The following is a 15,777-nucleotide window of genomic DNA, read 5'->3' as shown; positions in this document are numbered from 1 at the left end:
CGGGCGTCAGCGGGGCGGGCCGTCGTGCTCGCCGGCCCAGGCGCAGATCGCGGCCAGCGGCTCCTGCAGCGTCTTGCCGAGGGGCGTCAACGCGTACTCGACGTGTTGCGGCGGGTCCTGCTTCAGGACCCGCCGCTCCACCAGGCCGTCCTGCTCCATCTCGCGGAGCGTCTGCGTCAGGACCTTCTGGGTGATGCCGGCGACGCGACGGCGCAGTTCGGTGTGGCGCTGCGGACCGGCCAGCAGCGCGTAGATCAGCAGCACGCGCCATTTGGACGCGAGCCGCTCGAGCGCCTGGCGGGTCGTGCAGCTCTCCTCCAGCACGTCGGGGACGACGAGCGACATCAGCACCTCCGCAAGGGCACCAGAAAGTGCCTTCTGTCCGACGTGACGATCCCAACCTAGCGTCGGGTCCATGAGGGACTACCGCATCCACACCTACACCGCCGCCGAGGCGGGGCTGCTCGTCAACAGCTACCTGATCGAGACGGCCGACGGTGTCGTGCTCGTCGACGCCAACCTGCTGCTCTCCGACGTGCGCGCGCTCGCCGCCCGGATCGCGGCGCTGTCGAAACCGTTGCTCGGTGTGTTCGTCACCCACGCGCACCCCGACCACTTCAACGGGCTGCCGCTGATCACGGGCGACGGCGACGTGCCGGTGTACGCGGCCGCGCCGGTGGCGGACGCGATCGCCGCGATCGCCGACGCGAAACGCGCCCAGTGGCAGCCGGTCTACGGCGACGAATGGCCCGACACCCACCTGGTGCCCTCGCACCGCCTGGCCGACGGCGAGGCCGTGCACCTCGGCGGGCTCTGGTTCACCGTGCACACGGTGGGGGAGGCCGAGAGCCACGCCGATTCCTATGTGACGCTCGGCGACGACGCGTTCATCGGTGACCTCGCGTTCCCGGGCACCCACCCGTACACCGCCGACGGGCACACCGGGCGCTGGCTCGACGCGCTCGACACGCTGCCGGACGCGCTGGCCGGGGCCACGCTGTACCCGGGGCACGGCCGCCCCGGCGACGTCGGCATGTTCGCCGACCAGCGTCGCTACCTGCTGATGTACCGGGAGGTGGTGCGCCGGTTGGCCGCCGGAGCGTCGGGCCTCGACCCGGCGCAGAAGGACGAGCTCACCGCGGTGATGGCGCGCTTCCTCCCCGGGGCGCCGCTGACCTGGATGATCGCGCTCGGTGCGGACGCCGTCGCGGCCGAGTTGAGCGTGCCGGCATGAGGGTCGAGTTCACGTCGGACGGCCTCACGCTCGTCGGCGAGCTCCGCCCGGCCGACGGGCCGACCGCGGTGCTGACCGGTCCGTTCACCGGGGTGAAGGAACAGGTCGTCGGACGCTACGCCGAGCTGCTGCAGGCGCGCGGCATCACGACGCTCGCGTTCGACCACCGTGGCTTCGGCGAGAGCGAAGGCCGCCGCGGGCACGAGGACAGCCAGGGCAAACTCGCCGACCTGCGCGCCGCGGTGACGTTCCTCGGCGTGGACGACGTCGCGGTCGTCGGCGTCTGCCTCGGTGGTGGTTACGCGCTGCGTGCCGCCGCCACCGACCCGCGCATCCGTGCCGTCGTCGGCATCGCCGGGGGCTACAACCGCCCGTCCCCGGGCCACCGCGCCGCCCTCCGCACGTTTCTGCAGCGGTACGACGAGACGCTCCCGGCGGTCGCTCCGGACGGCGCCGAAGCGGCCATGGGCGGCGACGAGCCGTTCGCCTACTACGGCACCGAGCGGTCGGCCGCCGCCTCCTGGGAGAACCGCGTCACCTACGGTTCGCTGCATTCCCTGCTGACCCTCGATGTGCTCGGCGCGGCACCGCTGCTCGACGACGTGCCGCTGCTCGTCGTCCACGGTCGCCGGGACGCCTACTGCTCTCCGGAGCTGGCCCGAGCCGCCTTCGACGCCGCCCCCGGCCCGAAGGAGCTCCGCTGGCTCGACGCCGAGCGCCACATCGACCTGTACGACGTCGAGCCCTACGTGACCGAGGCCGCCGACGCCGCGGCGCGCTTTCTGCATCGTCACCTGGGGTGATCCGCGCCACTCGGGGTCGCGCAGGGTGACCTAATTCAGGTTAGCCTTACCTGGTGTCGAAGAAGCCCCGGTTGATGCCCGAGAACCCGCGGATGTTCCGTGCGAACGTGGTCCGCACCGAGCAGCTGACGCCCTCGATGCAGCGGGTCACGGTCACCGGGGAGGAGCTGGCCGCCTTTCCGTGGCGCGGCTTCGACCACTGGTTCCGCTTCTTCGTGCCGTTGAAGCACCAGGAGAGCCTGGTCCTGCCGGCCTTCGAGGGGTCGACCTGGTGGCAGCCGTACCTGGCGATCCCGGAGGAGAAGCGGCCGCACTGCGCCAACTACACGGTCGCCGACTTCCGGCCCCACGCCGCCGAGCTCGACATCGAGTTCGTCCTGCACCGCGGCCGCGACGGGCGGCTCGAGGGCCGGGCCGCGCTCTGGGCCTGCTCGGCCCGCGCCGGTGACCCGCTGGCGCTGCTCGACCAGGGCGTGCTCTTCGACCCGCCCGCCGACACGTCCGAATACCTGATCGCCGCGGACGAGAGCGGGCTGCCGTCCACCGTCGCGATCGTGCGTTCGCTGCCGGGCGACGCCGTCGGCCGCGTCATCCAGGAAGTGCCCACCCGCGCCGACCGGCGCGTGCTCGACGCGCCGCCCGGCGTCGAGATCACCTGGATCGCCCGCGACGACCCGGACGCCACCCCCGGCCGCGCGGCGCTCGAGGCCGTCCGCGAGGTCACGCCCGCACCCGACGCGTACGCGTTCGTCGTCGGCGAATCCACGCTCGCCACCGAGGGACGCCGGCACCTGGTGCGCTCGGGTCTGCCCAAGGACCGCATCACGTTCTCCGGCTTCTGGAAGCACACCGGCACACCCGCCTGACGCCGGGTTCACCGGCCGGCCAGCTCCTCCACCGCCGTGTCCCCGATCCGGACCGCGCCGCTGTCGTTCCCGCCCGGCGGGCGCCCCGGCTCCACGGTCCGGTCAGATCGGGTTGATGCGGGTCTTGAGCAGGCAGAACTCGTTGCCCTCCGGATCGGAGAGCACGTGCCAGGACTCCTCGCCGGTCTGGCCGATGTCGGCGAAGCGGGCCCCGATCCCGAGCAGGCGCTCGAGCTCGGCGTCCTGGTCGCGGTCGGTGGCGTTGAGGTCGAGGTGCAGCCGCGACTTCCCGGGCTCCGGTTCGTCCCGGACGCTGAAGAAGATCGTCGGCTGCGACCCACCGAACCCGTCGCGCGCTCCGATCTCGATGCTGCCGTCGGACTCCCGGTCGAGCACCACGAAGTCCAGCACCTCGCACCAGAACCGCGCCAGTACCTCGGGTTCGCGGCACCCGAACACGAGCTCCCCGATCCGACACGCCATCGCCGACCACCCTCCATCCGGAAACCGCACGACCGTACCCGCCCGGCTGCCTACCGGTCTCCTCGCCCCGCGGGCCCCAGCCCTCGGCCCGGTCTACCCTGGACTCGTGGACACCCGATCCGCTCACCTGCTGAAGCTCTCGCTCGACCTGCGAACGGCGGCGGTCGACGCGGGGCGGCCGGACGTCGCCACCAAGGTCGACGAGTTGATGACGCTGATCGCCGGCGAGCAGAACCTGACTCCGAAGAGCAAGTCCGGCGTCGCCGACACCGTCCAGCGCATCCTCAACGGGCTGGGGTACTGACGACGGCGGTCACGGCACCGGCCTGAGCGCCTCCGGGGTCAGGTCCGCGATCGTCGGGTAGCCGTCCACGGCCATCGTCAGGTCGGCCTCGGCCAGCAACGAGCGCAGGACGTGGACGATCCCGTCGACGCCGCCGAGCGCCAGCCCGTACGCGTAGGGACGGCCGACGCCCACGGCCGTGGCCCCGAGCGCCAGCGCCTTCACGACGTCCACGCCGCTGCGCACGCCGGAGTCGAACAGCACCGGGAGCCCGTTCGCCGCTTCGACGACACCGGGCAGGCAGTCCAGCGCGGGCAACCCGCCGTTCGCCTGGCGCCCGCCGTGGTTGGAGCAGTAGATGCCGTCGACGCCCCCGTCGGCGGCGCGGCGTACGTCTTCGGGGTGGCAGAGGCCTTTGACCAGCAGCGGGAGCGACGTGAGCGACCGCAGCCAGGGCAGGTCGTCCCAGGTGAGCGGGTTGCCGAACATCCCGGCCCAGTGCAGGATCGCCCCACCCGGATCCTCGGCCGGGGGCCGGGCCAGGCGCGTCCGGAACACCGGGTCGTCCAGATAGTTCACCAGGCAGTGCCCGCGCAGCTGCGGGAAGTTCGCGGTGCGCAGGTCGCGGGGGCGCCAGCCGGTCACCCAGGTGTCGAGCGTGACGACGATGCCCGCGTAGCCGGCCTTCTCGGCGCGGTGCACTAGGCTCTCGGCCACCTCGCGGTCGGTGGGCGTGTAGAGCTGGAAGAACCCCGGCGTCCCGCCCATCTCGCCGGCCACGGATTCCAGCGGGTCGACCGACAGCGTCGACGCCACCATCGGCACCCCGGTGCGGGCGGCGGCCCGCGCGGTGGCCAGGTCGCCGTGCCCGTCCTGCGCGCACAGCCCGATCACCCCGATCGGGCACAGGAACAGCGGCGACGGGTACGTGTGCCCGAACAGCGAGACGGTCAGGTCGCGCTGCGCGGCGCCCACGAACATCCGGGGGATCAGCCCGTGCCGGAGGAACGCCGCGATGTTGGCGCGCTGGGTGTGCTCGTCACCGGCGCCACCGGCGACGTACGACCAGATGCCCGGCGGCAGCGCGGCCTGCGCCCGCTCCTCGAGTTCGGAGAAGACCATCGGGGACGGCGGCAGCACGCCCGACAGGCCGTTTAAGTAGATCTCGTTCTGGTAGTTCCCGAACGGCTGCGACATGCCGCAAAGCCTAAATGGGCACCGGGATCTGCGCCTCGACTTCGAACGACGCCCGGTCGGCCCGGTACACGTCGCGCGCGAACTCGATGCAGCGGCCCGCGTCGTCGAACGTCCGCCGGGTGAGCAGGATGCCCCGGGACGCGGTGCGCACCTCGAGCCGCGTGCACGAGGCGTCGTCGATGACGATCGACTGGATCGTGGCCCGCGCGTGCGTCGGCACGATCCGGTAGTGCTCGCGCAACAACTCCCAGAGCGAGCCGGTCAGCGGCTGGCCGAGCAGCCCGGGCGTCAGCGCGCTGGGGAAGTACGTGGTCTCGAGCGCGATCGGCTCGTCGTCGGCGGTGCGCAACCGATGCAGCGCGTGCACGGTCTCGCCCGGCACCAGGTCGAACGCGGCCCGCGCCGACGGCGTCGGCTCCCGCTCCTCGGCCCAGAGCACCACGGCCGCGGGACGCCGGCCGACCCGGGTGATCTCGTCGGAGAAACTGCCGATCCGGAAGGACACCCGCGGCTCGGCGACGAACGTGCCGCGCGGCGGACGCCGGTAGACGTAGCCCTCGTTCTCCAGCAGCGACAGCGCGTGCCGGGCCGTCATGCGGCTGACGCCGTAGGACTCGCTGAGCTCCCGCTCGGAGGGCATCAGCGTGTGGGGCGCGAGTTTCTCCTGGGTGATGCGGTCGCGCAGCTCACCGGCGATCGCCACGTACCGGGGCGCGGTCGCCGACTTGTTAATTCTCGTTCCCACGGTTGACACCCTAGCCCGCGGCGAGGAACCTCTTGGTCTACACCACATGGTATATACCGTGGAAAGGGCGAGGGATGAGTGACTCCGAGGAGCTGGCCCGCTTCGGGTACGAGCAGTCGTTCGAACGGCGAACCAGCAGGTTCGCGTCGTTCGCCGTCGCGTTCGCGTTCGTGTCGATCGCGACCGGCATCTTCACCACGTACGGTTCGGTGCTGAACTCGTCCGGCCCGCTCGGGATCTGGACCTGGCCGATCGCGGTCGTCGGGCAGCTCGCGGTCGCGTTCGTGCTCGGGTCGCTGGCCTCCCGGATCCCGGTGACCGGCTACGCCTACCAGTGGACGTCGCGGCTGGCGAACCCGGTGCTGGGCTGGATCATCGGGTGGATCTCGTTCATGTTCCTGGCGGTCGTGGTGGTAGCCGTGGACTACACGGTCGCCTCCACCGTCCTGCCGGTGCTGCTCGACTACACCGCGAGCCCCGGCATCACCTGGGCGGTCACCGCGCTGATCCTGCTCGGCCAGGGCTTACTGATCGGCACGTCGACGCGCTGGACCGAGAAGGTGAACAACACCGCGGTCACCGCCGAGCTGATCGGCATGGTGCTGCTGACCGTGCTGCTGCTCGTCGTCGCGGCCGTGCGTCACCGGATGGACTTCGACAACCTGTTCAGCCGCGGCGCCGTCCCGGCCGAGGGCTACTGGAGCTTCGGCGACGCGACCACCGCCGGGCCGTGGATGCTCGGGTTCCTGCTCGGCGCGTTCACGATCGTCGGCTTCGAGTCGGCCGCGAACCTCGCCGAGGAGACGAACGACCCGGAGCGCGTGGTGCCGCGCGCGATGTGGCAGGCCGTGCTCGCCTCGGGTGTCCTGGGCTTCCTGTTCCTGGTCGCGGTGACGCTCGCCGCCGGCGACCCGGTCGCGCTGGCGCAGTCCGGCACGCCGATCGCCGACGTCATCCGCGTCACGCTCGGCGGCGTCGTCAGCACGCTGTTGCTGTTGCTCGTCGTCCTGGCGATCTTCGCCTGCGGGCTGGTGATCATGATGACCGGCACCCGGCTGACCTGGGCGATGTCGCGGGACGAACGCTTCCCCGGCTGGTCGCACTGGAAGCGCATCTCGCCGCGCTTCGGCACGCCGCTGCGGGCTACGGTCTTCTACGTGGTGCTGGCGGAGGTGATCCTCGGGCTGTTCTCCGCGTTCAGCGAGGACGCGCTGTTCACGCTGTTCGGTGCGGCCACGCTGCTGCCGGCCGTGATCTACGCCGCGACCGTCGGGCTCTACCTGGTCAAACGCCGCTCGCTGCCGGCCAACGGCAAGTTCGACCTCGGTCGCTGGGAGATCCCGGTGCTCGTCGTCGCGGTGGTGTGGCTGGTGTTCGAGCTGGCGCTGTTCCGCGACGCCGCTTTCGCCGACGCCTGGCTCTACGTCGTCGTCCTGCTGGTGATCGGCGCGGTCTACCTCGGCGCGCTGCTGGTGACCCGCGGCCGGGGCGCGCTGGCCCTGCCGGAGGCGCGGTCGATCGACGCGGAACTCGACCGGAAAGCCCACGCATGAGGATTCTCGCCATCGACCAGGGCACGTCCGGCACGAAGGCGATCGTCGTCGACGGGGCCGGCCGGGTCCTGGCGATCGCCGAGGAGCCGCTGCACCCGCGCTACCTCGACGGCGGAGGAGTCGAGCAGGACCCGGTGGCCCTGCTCGACTCGGTCCTCACCGCCGGACGGCGCGCGGCGGCCGGGGCCGGCGGAACCCTCGACGCGGTCGCGCTGGCCAACCAGGGTGAGACCGTCCTGGCCTGGGACCGCGCGACCGGCGCACCGCTCACGCCGGCGATCGTCTGGCAGGACCGCCGTTCGGCCGCGGTCTGCGCGTCGCTGGCCGGACTCGCCCCGGCCGTGGCCGCGCGGACCGGGCTCGTGCTCGACCCGTACTTCTCCGCGCCGAAGATGCGCTGGATCCGGGACACGCTGAGTACCGACGGCGTGGTCACGACCACCGACACCTGGCTCGTGCACCGGTTGTGCGGCGCGTTCGTCACCGACTCCTCGACCGCGAGCCGCTCGCTTCTCGTCGACGTGGACGCGGTGACGTGGAGCCCGGATCTGGTCGACGCGTTCGGGCTGGGCGCCGAGGAACTGCCGGAGATCGTCGCCTCGGACACGATCGTCGGCACGACCTCGGCGTTCGGCGGGGAGGTGCCGGTCACCGGGCTGATCGTCGACCAGCAGGCGGCGCTGCTGGCCGAGGCGTGCCTGGACGTCGGCACGGCCAAGTGCACCTACGGCACCGGGGCGTTCCTGCTGGCCCAGCTGGGTGGTACGGCGGTGCGCTCGCGTGCCGGGCTCGCCACCTCGGTGGCGTGGACGCTGCGGGGCGAGTCGTCCTACTGCCTGGACGGCCAGGTCTACACCGCGGCCTCCGCGGTGCGCTGGCTCACCGACCTGGGCCTGATCGATGGGGCGTCCGCACTGGACACGGTCGCGGCGCCGGCCTCGGACGGGGTGCTCTGCGTCCCGGCGCTTGCCGGTCTGGCCGCACCCTGGTGGGACTCGTCGGCCACCGCCTCGTTCACCGGGATGCGCCTCGACCACGGCCCCGGCCACCTGGTCCTCGCCCTGCTGGAGGGCATCGCGGCCCAGGTCACGGCGTTGATCGGGTTGCTGGACTCCCCGCTCACCCGGCTGCGTGTCGACGGCGGCCTCACCCGGTCGCGCGTCCTGATGCAGGCGCAGGCCGACCTGGCCCAGCTCCCGGTCGAGGTCTACCCGTCGCCGCACGCCACGCCGCTGGGGGCCGCGGCGTGCGCGCGCCTCGCGCTCGACCCGGCCGCCGCGGTGTCCGACGTCGTGAGCGGCTGGCAGCCGTCGGCCACGTTCGAACCGCGGTGGACGCCCGACCGCGCCGCCGCCCACCTCGCGCGGTGGCACGCCGCCGTATCCGCTTCGAAGGAGATCCTGCACCCGTGACTTACGACCTCGCCGTCCTCGGCGGCGGCATCGTCGGTGCCGCCGTCGCCCGGCTGTTCGGAGGCACCTCGCTCTCGGTCGCGTTGCTCGAAGCCCGCGACGACGTCGGCGACGGCACCAGCAAAGCCAACACGGCGATCCTCCACACCGGGTTCGACGCGTCGCCGGGAACGCTGGAGTCGCGGCTGGTCGCCCGGGGGTACGCGCTGCTGGGCGCGTACGCGACCGAGACCGGCATCCCGGTCGAGCGCACCGGCGCGCTGCTCGTCGCCTGGGATCCCGAGCAGCGCGAGGCCCTGCCCGGATTAGCGCGCAAAGCCCGGCAGAACGGGTACGACGCCACCGAACTCGTCGACGCCGACGAGGTGTACCGGCGGGTGCCGGACCTGGGGCCGGGCGCGCTCGGCGGGCTGAGCGTGCCGGGCGAGTCGATCATCTGCACGTGGACGACGAACCTCGCGCTGGCGACCGACGCGGTGAACCGGGGCGTGACGCTGCTGCGTGGGCACCGGGTGCTCTCGGCGTCGGTGGGGGAGACCTCGACGAGGCTCGAGACCACCGCCGGAGACGTCCACGCGCGCTGGGTGATCAACGCGGCCGGCCTGGGCGCCGACGTCGTCGACGGGCTGTTCGGCTTCTCCCGGTTCACGGTGACGCCGCGCCGCGGTGAGCTCCTGGTCTTCGACAAGCTCGCCCGGCCGATGGTGCCGGTGATCGTGCTCCCGGTGCCGTCGAAGGTCGGCAAGGGCGTGCTGGTGAGCCCGACGATCTACGGCAACGTGATGCTCGGGCCCACCGCCGAGGACCTGGACGACCGCACCGCGACCGGGACGTCGTCGGCGGGCTTCGAGTTCCTGCGCGCGAAGGGGCTGGCGCTGATGCCCCGCCTGCTGGACGAGGAGGTGACCGCGACGTACGCGGGACTGCGCGCGGCGATCGATCGCGGCGACTACCTGATCGACGTCGACGTGTCGCAGCGGTACGTGCTGGTCGGCGGCATCCGGTCGACCGGGCTGACCGCGGGCATGGCGATCGCCGAGCACGTCGGGGAACTGCTCGCGGGTTCGCTCCCGCTGGAGCCGCGGGCCGAGCTGCCACCGCCGCCCCGGATGCCGAACCTGGGCGAGGCGTACCCGAGGCCGTACCAGGACGGGGCCGCGATCGCCGCGGACCCGGAGTACGGGCGGATCGTCTGTTTCTGCGAGCGGGTGACCCGGGGGGAGATCCGCGACGCGTGTTCGTCGGTGATCCCGCCGTCCGGGATGGACGGTCTGCGCCGGCGTACCCGGGTGATGAACGGGCGCTGTCAGGGGTTCTACTGTGGCGCCGAGGTGCGCGCGTTGTTGGAGGCCCGGCGATGAGCACGGTCGTGATCGTGGGTGGCGGGCCGGCCGGGCTCACCGCGGCGGCGGCGCTGGCGCCGTCCGTCGACGTGCTGGTGCTCGAGCGCGAAGCGGTGACCGGCGGGATCCCGCGGCACAGCGACCACCCCGGCTACGGGCTGCGTGACCTGCGCCGGTTCCTGTCGGGGCCGGAGTACGCGCGCCGGCTGACCGGGCTGGCGCGGCGGGCGGGGGCCGCGCTGGAGACCTCGGCGATGGTGACCGGATGGGCCGGTGAGCGTGCCCTGGAGGTGACCTCGCCGCGAGGGCGCCGGGTGATCCGGGCCGACGCGGTCGTGCTCGCGACCGGGGCGCGGGAACGGCCGCGGGCGGCCCGGCTGATCCCCGGTGACCGGCCCGACGGGGTGTACACCACCGGGCAGCTGCAGAACCTCGTGCACCTCCACGGCCGGTCGGTGGGGCGCCGGGCCGTGGTGATCGGGGCGGAGCTCGTGAGCTGGTCGGCGGTGCTGACGCTGCGTGCGGCCGGCTGCTCCACGGTGCTGATGACGTCGGAGTACGCGAAACCGGAGGTGTTCCCGGCCGTCGGCCCGGCCGTGTCCGGGGTGCCGGTGCGTCCACTCTCCCGGGTGGTCGCGATCCGCGGCCGGGGGCGCGTGACGTCGGTCGACGTCGAGGACCTGCGCACCGGTGAGCGGCGCCGGGTGCCGTGCGACACGGTCGTGACGACCGGGGACTGGATTCCCGACCACGAGCTGGCGCGGCTCGGGGGAGTGGCGCTCGACCCCGCGACGCGCGGCCCCCGGGTGGACACGGCGCTGGCCACGAGCGTTCCCGGCGTCTTCGCGGCGGGCAACCTGCTGCACCCGGTCGACACCGCCGACGTGGCCGCGCTGGACGGCCGGCACGTGGCGCCCGCCGTCCTGGCCTACCTCCGCGGCGCCGGAGCCGGCGCCGCCCACGCCGGAGCGGGCGCTGCCCAGGCCGGGGTCGGGCTCCAGGTGGACACGCCGCTGCGCTGGGTCGCGCCGCAGCTCGTGCGGCCGGGCGGGCCCGCACCGGCGCGGGACCGGCTCCTGCTCTGGAGCGACGCCCACCGGAGGTTCCCGCGGGTCGAAGCGGTGCAGGACGGGCGCCGGATCGGCACGGTCCGGGTGCCCTGGCCCGCGGCGCCCGGTCGGGTGTTCCGGGTTCCGTTCGGCCTCGTGGCCGACGCCGATCCGTCCGGCGGACCAGTCCGTATCGCCTTCGTTCCGTGACGTTTAGGCGCATTGTCGTTTCACATTGCGCGACATCATCTCTTGACGTGAGAGACATGGGGCTGGAACATCCCGAGGTGACGCTGACCACAACGAAGAGCTCCGACCTGGGCTCTCGCGGATAGCTCCCTCCCCCTGTGACCCCCAGGAGCAGTAATGAGACGCCTCACCCTGCGGGCGGCCGCCGTCGCCGCGTGCCTCGTCGTCCCGCTCGCGGCCTGCACCAGCCCCGGCGACACCGTGGAGACCTCCCCGTCGTCGTCCGCCGGGAGCAGCAGCACCACGGGACCGGACACCAACGGCGACGGCAAGGTGGTCATCGGGGTGCTCAGCCCCGGTGACCTCAACGACAACGGCTACTACGAGAGCTTCGTCGCCAAGGCCCAGGAGTTCACCGACAAGCAGGGCTGGACGCTGATCAAGGTCGGTTCGGTCAACCAGGCCGACGCGCTCAACCAGGCCCGCAACCTGTGCCGCCAGAAGGTCGACATGGTCGCGCTCGGGGCCAGCGAGCTGAAGGACGCGATCAGCGCGTCCGAGGAGTCGGTCTGCGGCAACACCGCCTGGTACGTCCCGGCGCAGCAGGACCTGAAGCAGACGCCGAAGATCACGATCTCGCGTGACTTCATCAACGAGGTCATCTTCGCCACCGGCTACGCCAACGGGCTGCTGATGAAGGAGAAGGGCTACACCAAGGCCGGGTACGTCACCGGCCCGGAGGCCGACTTCTCGGTGCAGGCCGCCAAGGCGTTCAAGGCCGGCATCCGCTCGGTGATCCCCGAGGCCACGCTGGTGACCACCTACACCGGTGACTTCAACGACTCCGGCAAGGCCACCGAGGCCGCGCAGGCCCAGGCCAACCAGGGCGTCAAGGCGCTCTACCCCTACCTCGGTGGCGCGACCGACGCGGTGGCCAAGTTCGGCAACACCAAGAACCTCATCCTGTCGACGCCGGGCACCGACCGCTGCGACTCGACCAGCCCGAAGTTCCAGGTCTCCTCGATCTTCGACCCGGGCGAGTACTTCGCGGCGGCGCTGCAGGACTTCGCCGACGGCAAGCTGAAGATGGGTGTCTCGCGTGACTGGCACCTCGGCAAGGACCCGGTGCCGACGGTGAAGATCTGCGGGGGCACGGCGGCGCAGAACACCGCGCTGGAGACGTTCATCTCCGACGTCGGCAGCGGCAAGATCAACGTCGACGACCAGGTGGCGAAGCTCGGCGCCTGAGCGCGCCGGAAGGACCTCCGCCCGCGCGGCGTCTCTCGCGGACGTCGCGCGGGTTCGGAGGCCTGAACTTCTCGACCGACCCGCGGTGGCGCGTCAGGCGTCGCCGGCGCGCTCCGGTTCGCGGACCGTCGCGGCGATCAGCGCGGCCACCCCGAGCAGCACCGAGACCAGCACGATCGCGCGCAGCACCGAGCTCTGGTGACCGACGAAGCCGATGACCGGCGGGCCGGCGAGGAACGCGCAGTAGCCGATCGACGCGATCACGCTCACCCGGGCGGCGGCCCGGCGCGGATCGTCGCCGCCCGCGCTCATCCCGACCGGGAAGCCCAGCGACGCGCCCAGCCCCCACAGCATCGCGCCGACGTAGGCGAGGGCGGGCACCGGAGCGAACACGAACAGCAGCGAGCCGGCGATGCCGGTCACCGCGAGCAGGCGCACCGCGGTGACCCGACCGTAGCGCGCCAGCACGGCCGGCCCGAACCACCGGCCGATCGTCATCGCGGTCAGGAACCCGGCGAACGCCAGCGTCCCGAGCACCTCGGAGACGTGGTGGCCGTCGATCGCGGCGATGCTGATCCAGTCGTTGCCGACGCCCTCGGCGAACGCGAACGCGAGCACGAACACCCCGATCAGCAGCGTGCGCGGCTCCCGCCAGGCGGCCAGCGCGCTGATCGGCGCCGTGTCGCCGGCGGCGTCCGGCTCGGTCTCGTCCCGATCGGGGATGAACCGCCGCGTCTGCTGGACGACGACGAGCACGACGAGCACCGCGACGACCGGCAGGTGCACGGCGACCGGCACGGAGAACGCCACCATGACCGCGCCGACGAGCGCGCCGGCCACCGTGCCGAGGCTGAACCCGCCGTGGAAGCGGGACATGATCGAGCGGCCGAGGTGACGCTCCACGACCGTGCCCTGCACGTTCATCGCGACGTCCCACGCGCCGTTGCCGAAGCCGAGCAGGAACAGCCCGATCAGCACCGGGACGACGCCGACGAGCGAGCCGAGCGCGGCGACGACCAGGCCGATGCCGAGCACGACGGCCATCGCGGTGATCGTGCGAGCGGAGCCCAGCCGGGTGACCACCGGCCCCGACAGGGGCAGCGCCACCAGCGAGCCGGCCGCGATCGCGAGCAGCACCAGGCCGAGCGCGGCCGGATCCAGCTCGAGCTGGTCACGCACCTGCGGGATACGCGAGGCCCAGTTGGCGAACGCGAAGCCCGACCCGATGAACGCGGCGTAGGTGGCGAGGGTGGCGCTCCGGACCGCCGGCCGGGACGGCGGGGCCGGGACAGTGGTACCGGGTTGCATGGCCACCACCCTAACTCCGTTGTGTACGCGCGTACATAACGGGTTCGAGTGACCTACGTCGCGGCCGGGCGCCCACCGCGAGCACCAGCGTGACGGCTCCGGTGACGACCCCGGCGAACGCGGCGGCGGCGCGGAGCGCACCGGGCCCACGGTCGGCGGCGCGTGCTCCGACCGCGCGGGGCTCCGCGATGTTCCGGCCGGCCCGACCAGCGAGCTGCGCCGTCCGGGATCATCGGATGCCATGGAACAACCTCTGGACGGTGTCACGGTCGTCGCGCTCGAGCAGGCCGTGGCCGCGCCGCTGGCCACGCGGCATCTCGCCGACCTCGGGGCGCGGGTGATCAAGGTCGAGCGGACCGGGCGCGGCGACTTCGCCCGGGACTACGACCGCGTCGTCCACGGCACCGGCGCGCACTTCGTCTGGCTGAACCGGGGGAAGGAGTCGCTGGCCGTCGACCTGAAGTCGCCCGAGGGCGTCGCCGTCGTCCGCAGCCTGATCGGCACCGCGGACGTGTTCGTGCAGAACCTCGCGCCCGGGGCGGCGGCCCGGCTCGGGCTCGGCGCCGACGAACTGCGCGCCGCCCACCCGGCCCTGGTCACGGTCAGCCTGACCGGCTACGGCGTCGGCGGGCCCTACGAGCAGCGCAAGGCCTACGACATGCTCATCCAGGCCGAAGCCGGGCTGGTCTCGATCACCGGTACGCCCGGCACACCGTCCAAGACCGGCATCCCGACCTCCGACATCGCCGCCGGCATGTACTGCGTGCAGTCGGTCCTGGCGGCTTTGCTGCGCCGGGGGAGGACCGGGGTGGGCGCCGCGGTGGACGTGTCGATGCTCGAGGCGACCGTCGAGTGGATGGGGTATCCGCTGTACACGTCGCTGTACACCGGTGTGCAGCCGGCACGCATGGGGCTGAGCCACACCGCGATCGCGCCCTACGACTCCTACCCGACCACGGACGGCCGGATCCTCATCGGCGTGCAGAACGACTCCGGGTGGCGGACGCTGGTGACCACCGTGCTCGGTGTGCCCGAGCTGGCCGACGACCCGCGGTTCGCCACGAACGTCGACCGGGTGCGCCACCGCGCGGAGTGCGACGCGGCGGTCGCCGAGCAGTCGGCGAAGTGGTCGACGGCCGAGCTCGACGCCCGGCTCGCCGCGGCCGGGGTGCCGGCCGCGGACGTGCGTGAGCTCGACGAGGTGATCGCGCACCCGCAACTCGCGGCGCGGGACCGGTGGCGCGAGATCCGCACCGAGAACGCGACGGTCAAGGCGCTGCTGCCCCCGGTGACGTTCGCCGACGTCGAGGCGCGGATGGGCGACGTGCCGGCGCTCGGTGCGCACACCACGGCGCTGCTCCGCGAGGCCGGGCTGACCGCGGCGCAGGCCGACGACCTCCTCGCCCGCGGTGTCGCCGAGCAAGCCGCATGAACCTCGGCGTCCTGACGTCGGCCGTCGGCCTGTTCGCGGTCACGAACGTCGACGACCTGCTCGTCCTGGCGTTGTTCTTCGCGCAGGGCGCCGGACGGCGCGGGACGGCGCGGCGGATCGCGGTCGGTCAGTACCTCGGGTTCCTGGCGATCCTCGTCGCCGCCGGGGCCGCCGCGTTCGGGGCGACGTTCCTGCCCGAGGCGGCGATCCCCTACCTGGGGCTCTTGCCGCTGGCGCTCGGGATCAAGGCCGCGGTGAGCGCGTGGCGGCACCGCCACGACGCCGACGATTCGCCGGCGGGTGGGGACGGCGGGCCGCGCGCGCTCGAGGTCGCCGCGGTCACGTTCGCGAACGGCGGCGACAACATCGGCGTCTACGTACCGGTCTTCGCCACCGCCGGTGCCGGCGGCACGAGCGTCTACGTGGGGGTGTTCCTGGTGCTGGTCGCGGTGTGGGTCGCGGCCGGGCGGTGGTTCGCGACGCGTCCGGCGATCGCGACCGTGCTCTCGCGCTGGGGGCACGTGCTGCTGCCGGTCGTCCTCATCGTCCTCGGCGTGTTCATTCTCGTCGACGGTGGTGCGTTCGGTTTGTGAGGAGTTTGGTTGGATAGGAGACGATCACGGTACGGAACG

General features: G+C 72.5%; 16 protein-coding genes. 11 read left to right on the top strand and 5 right to left on the bottom strand.

Going from position 1 to position 15,777, the window contains the following annotated elements:
* Positions 1 to 6: 6 nt before the first annotated feature.
* Complete coding sequence (locus CRYAR_RS24875; protein WP_035866233.1) at positions 7 to 345, bottom strand: winged helix-turn-helix transcriptional regulator; 339 nt, start codon at positions 343 to 345, stop codon at positions 7 to 9.
* A gap of 70 nt (positions 346 to 415) precedes the next feature.
* On the opposite strand from CRYAR_RS24875, the gene CRYAR_RS24870 reads away from it, so the two are divergent.
* From CRYAR_RS24870 to CRYAR_RS24860, 3 genes are read left to right on the top strand one after another with little or no spacing between them, the layout of a single operon-like run.
* Positions 416 to 1,234, top strand: a complete 819-nt coding sequence (locus CRYAR_RS24870; protein ID WP_035855550.1) for an MBL fold metallo-hydrolase — start codon at positions 416 to 418, stop codon at positions 1,232 to 1,234.
* The gene (locus CRYAR_RS24865; protein ID WP_035855549.1) at positions 1,231 to 2,037 is read left to right on the top strand and encodes an alpha/beta hydrolase; all 807 of its coding nucleotides are present in this window, start codon (positions 1,231 to 1,233) and stop codon (positions 2,035 to 2,037) included. Before CRYAR_RS24870 ends, CRYAR_RS24865 begins: the two co-directional genes overlap by 4 nt.
* 53 nt (positions 2,038 to 2,090) lie before the next feature.
* On the top strand, positions 2,091 to 2,903 hold the full coding sequence (locus CRYAR_RS24860; protein ID WP_035855548.1) for a siderophore-interacting protein: 813 nt from the start codon (positions 2,091 to 2,093) through the stop codon (positions 2,901 to 2,903).
* Between the two features lie 102 nt (positions 2,904 to 3,005).
* Here the strand turns inward: CRYAR_RS24860 and CRYAR_RS24855 are convergent, their stop codons facing one another.
* Positions 3,006 to 3,386, bottom strand: a complete 381-nt coding sequence (locus CRYAR_RS24855) for a VOC family protein (RefSeq protein WP_035855546.1) — start codon at positions 3,384 to 3,386, stop codon at positions 3,006 to 3,008.
* A gap of 106 nt (positions 3,387 to 3,492) precedes the next feature.
* Here CRYAR_RS24855 and CRYAR_RS24850 point away from each other — a divergent pair, with 106 nt between their 5' ends.
* The gene (locus tag CRYAR_RS24850; RefSeq protein ID WP_035855545.1) at positions 3,493 to 3,690 is read left to right on the top strand and encodes a hypothetical protein; all 198 of its coding nucleotides are present in this window, start codon (positions 3,493 to 3,495) and stop codon (positions 3,688 to 3,690) included.
* A 9-nt stretch (positions 3,691 to 3,699) separates the two neighbouring features.
* Here the strand turns inward: CRYAR_RS24850 and CRYAR_RS24845 are convergent, their stop codons facing one another.
* Together CRYAR_RS24845 and CRYAR_RS24840 are read right to left on the bottom strand one after the other, a co-directional pair.
* Complete coding sequence (locus tag CRYAR_RS24845; RefSeq protein WP_035855544.1) at positions 3,700 to 4,866, bottom strand: alpha-hydroxy-acid oxidizing protein; 1,167 nt, start codon at positions 4,864 to 4,866, stop codon at positions 3,700 to 3,702.
* 10 nt (positions 4,867 to 4,876) lie between these two features.
* Complete coding sequence (locus CRYAR_RS24840; RefSeq protein WP_035855543.1) at positions 4,877 to 5,611, bottom strand: GntR family transcriptional regulator; 735 nt, start codon at positions 5,609 to 5,611, stop codon at positions 4,877 to 4,879.
* A 74-nt stretch (positions 5,612 to 5,685) separates the two neighbouring features.
* Here CRYAR_RS24840 and CRYAR_RS24835 point away from each other — a divergent pair, with 74 nt between their 5' ends.
* From CRYAR_RS24835 to CRYAR_RS24815, 5 genes are all read left to right on the top strand, one after another.
* Entirely contained in the window at positions 5,686 to 7,164 is a 1,479-nt protein-coding gene (locus CRYAR_RS24835) for an amino acid permease (protein WP_035855542.1), read from the top strand.
* Positions 7,161 to 8,576, top strand: coding sequence for an FGGY family carbohydrate kinase (locus CRYAR_RS24830; protein ID WP_035855541.1), 1,416 nt, complete (start codon positions 7,161 to 7,163; stop codon positions 8,574 to 8,576). Before CRYAR_RS24835 ends, CRYAR_RS24830 begins: the two co-directional genes overlap by 4 nt.
* Positions 8,573 to 9,937 (top strand): NAD(P)/FAD-dependent oxidoreductase, encoded by a 1,365-nt coding sequence (locus tag CRYAR_RS24825; RefSeq protein WP_035855540.1) that lies wholly within the window; start codon positions 8,573 to 8,575, stop codon positions 9,935 to 9,937. Before CRYAR_RS24830 ends, CRYAR_RS24825 begins: the two co-directional genes overlap by 4 nt.
* Entirely contained in the window at positions 9,934 to 11,178 is a 1,245-nt protein-coding gene (locus CRYAR_RS24820; protein WP_035855539.1) for an NAD(P)/FAD-dependent oxidoreductase, read from the top strand. The genes CRYAR_RS24825 and CRYAR_RS24820 overlap by 4 nt, the downstream gene beginning before the upstream one ends.
* Before the next feature lie 156 nt (positions 11,179 to 11,334).
* Complete coding sequence (locus tag CRYAR_RS24815; RefSeq protein WP_035855538.1) at positions 11,335 to 12,405, top strand: BMP family ABC transporter substrate-binding protein; 1,071 nt, start codon at positions 11,335 to 11,337, stop codon at positions 12,403 to 12,405.
* Positions 12,406 to 12,498: 93 nt separating this feature from the next.
* Here the strand turns inward: CRYAR_RS24815 and CRYAR_RS24810 are convergent, their stop codons facing one another.
* Positions 12,499 to 13,713: an MFS transporter gene (locus tag CRYAR_RS24810; RefSeq protein ID WP_035855537.1), complete on the bottom strand. Its 1,215-nt coding sequence runs from the start codon at positions 13,711 to 13,713 to the stop codon at positions 12,499 to 12,501.
* 241 nt (positions 13,714 to 13,954) lie between these two features.
* Between CRYAR_RS24810 and CRYAR_RS24805 the strand changes: the two genes are divergently transcribed.
* Together CRYAR_RS24805 and CRYAR_RS24800 are read left to right on the top strand one after the other, a co-directional pair.
* Complete coding sequence (locus CRYAR_RS24805) at positions 13,955 to 15,145, top strand: CaiB/BaiF CoA transferase family protein (protein WP_035855536.1); 1,191 nt, start codon at positions 13,955 to 13,957, stop codon at positions 15,143 to 15,145.
* Entirely contained in the window at positions 15,142 to 15,738 is a 597-nt protein-coding gene (locus tag CRYAR_RS24800; RefSeq protein ID WP_035855534.1) for a cadmium resistance transporter, read from the top strand. The genes CRYAR_RS24805 and CRYAR_RS24800 overlap by 4 nt, the downstream gene beginning before the upstream one ends.
* Positions 15,739 to 15,777: the final 39 nt, after the last annotated feature.

The organism is Cryptosporangium arvum DSM 44712, from assembly GCF_000585375.1.
GTDB classification, from domain to species: domain Bacteria; phylum Actinomycetota; class Actinomycetes; order Mycobacteriales; family Cryptosporangiaceae; genus Cryptosporangium; species Cryptosporangium arvum.
Note: the sequence above shows the minus strand (reverse complement) of the source record. Positions and strands in the feature narration are given on the sequence as shown.

What these genes read in the sequence shown, in the direction of transcription:
- CRYAR_RS24845 (WP_035855544.1), bottom strand. Translation starts at nt 4,866, where the DNA reads ATGTCGCAGCCGTTCGGGAACTACCAGAACGAGATCTACTTAAACGGC.
- CRYAR_RS24835 (WP_035855542.1), top strand. Translation starts at nt 5,686, where the DNA reads ATGAGTGACTCCGAGGAGCTGGCCCGCTTCGGGTACGAGCAGTCGTTC.
- CRYAR_RS24830 (WP_035855541.1), top strand. Translation starts at nt 7,161, where the DNA reads ATGAGGATTCTCGCCATCGACCAGGGCACGTCCGGCACGAAGGCGATC.
- CRYAR_RS24865 (WP_035855549.1), top strand. Translation starts at nt 1,231, where the DNA reads ATGAGGGTCGAGTTCACGTCGGACGGCCTCACGCTCGTCGGCGAGCTC.
- CRYAR_RS24820 (WP_035855539.1), top strand. Translation starts at nt 9,934, where the DNA reads ATGAGCACGGTCGTGATCGTGGGTGGCGGGCCGGCCGGGCTCACCGCG.
- CRYAR_RS24855 (WP_035855546.1), bottom strand. Translation starts at nt 3,386, where the DNA reads ATGGCGTGTCGGATCGGGGAGCTCGTGTTCGGGTGCCGCGAACCCGAG.
- CRYAR_RS24815 (WP_035855538.1), top strand. Translation starts at nt 11,335, where the DNA reads ATGAGACGCCTCACCCTGCGGGCGGCCGCCGTCGCCGCGTGCCTCGTC.
- CRYAR_RS24810 (WP_035855537.1), bottom strand. Translation starts at nt 13,713, where the DNA reads ATGCAACCCGGTACCACTGTCCCGGCCCCGCCGTCCCGGCCGGCGGTC.
- CRYAR_RS24805 (WP_035855536.1), top strand. Translation starts at nt 13,955, where the DNA reads ATGGAACAACCTCTGGACGGTGTCACGGTCGTCGCGCTCGAGCAGGCC.
- CRYAR_RS24870 (WP_035855550.1), top strand. Translation starts at nt 416, where the DNA reads ATGAGGGACTACCGCATCCACACCTACACCGCCGCCGAGGCGGGGCTG.
- CRYAR_RS24800 (WP_035855534.1), top strand. Translation starts at nt 15,142, where the DNA reads ATGAACCTCGGCGTCCTGACGTCGGCCGTCGGCCTGTTCGCGGTCACG.
- CRYAR_RS24875 (WP_035866233.1), bottom strand. Translation starts at nt 345, where the DNA reads ATGTCGCTCGTCGTCCCCGACGTGCTGGAGGAGAGCTGCACGACCCGC.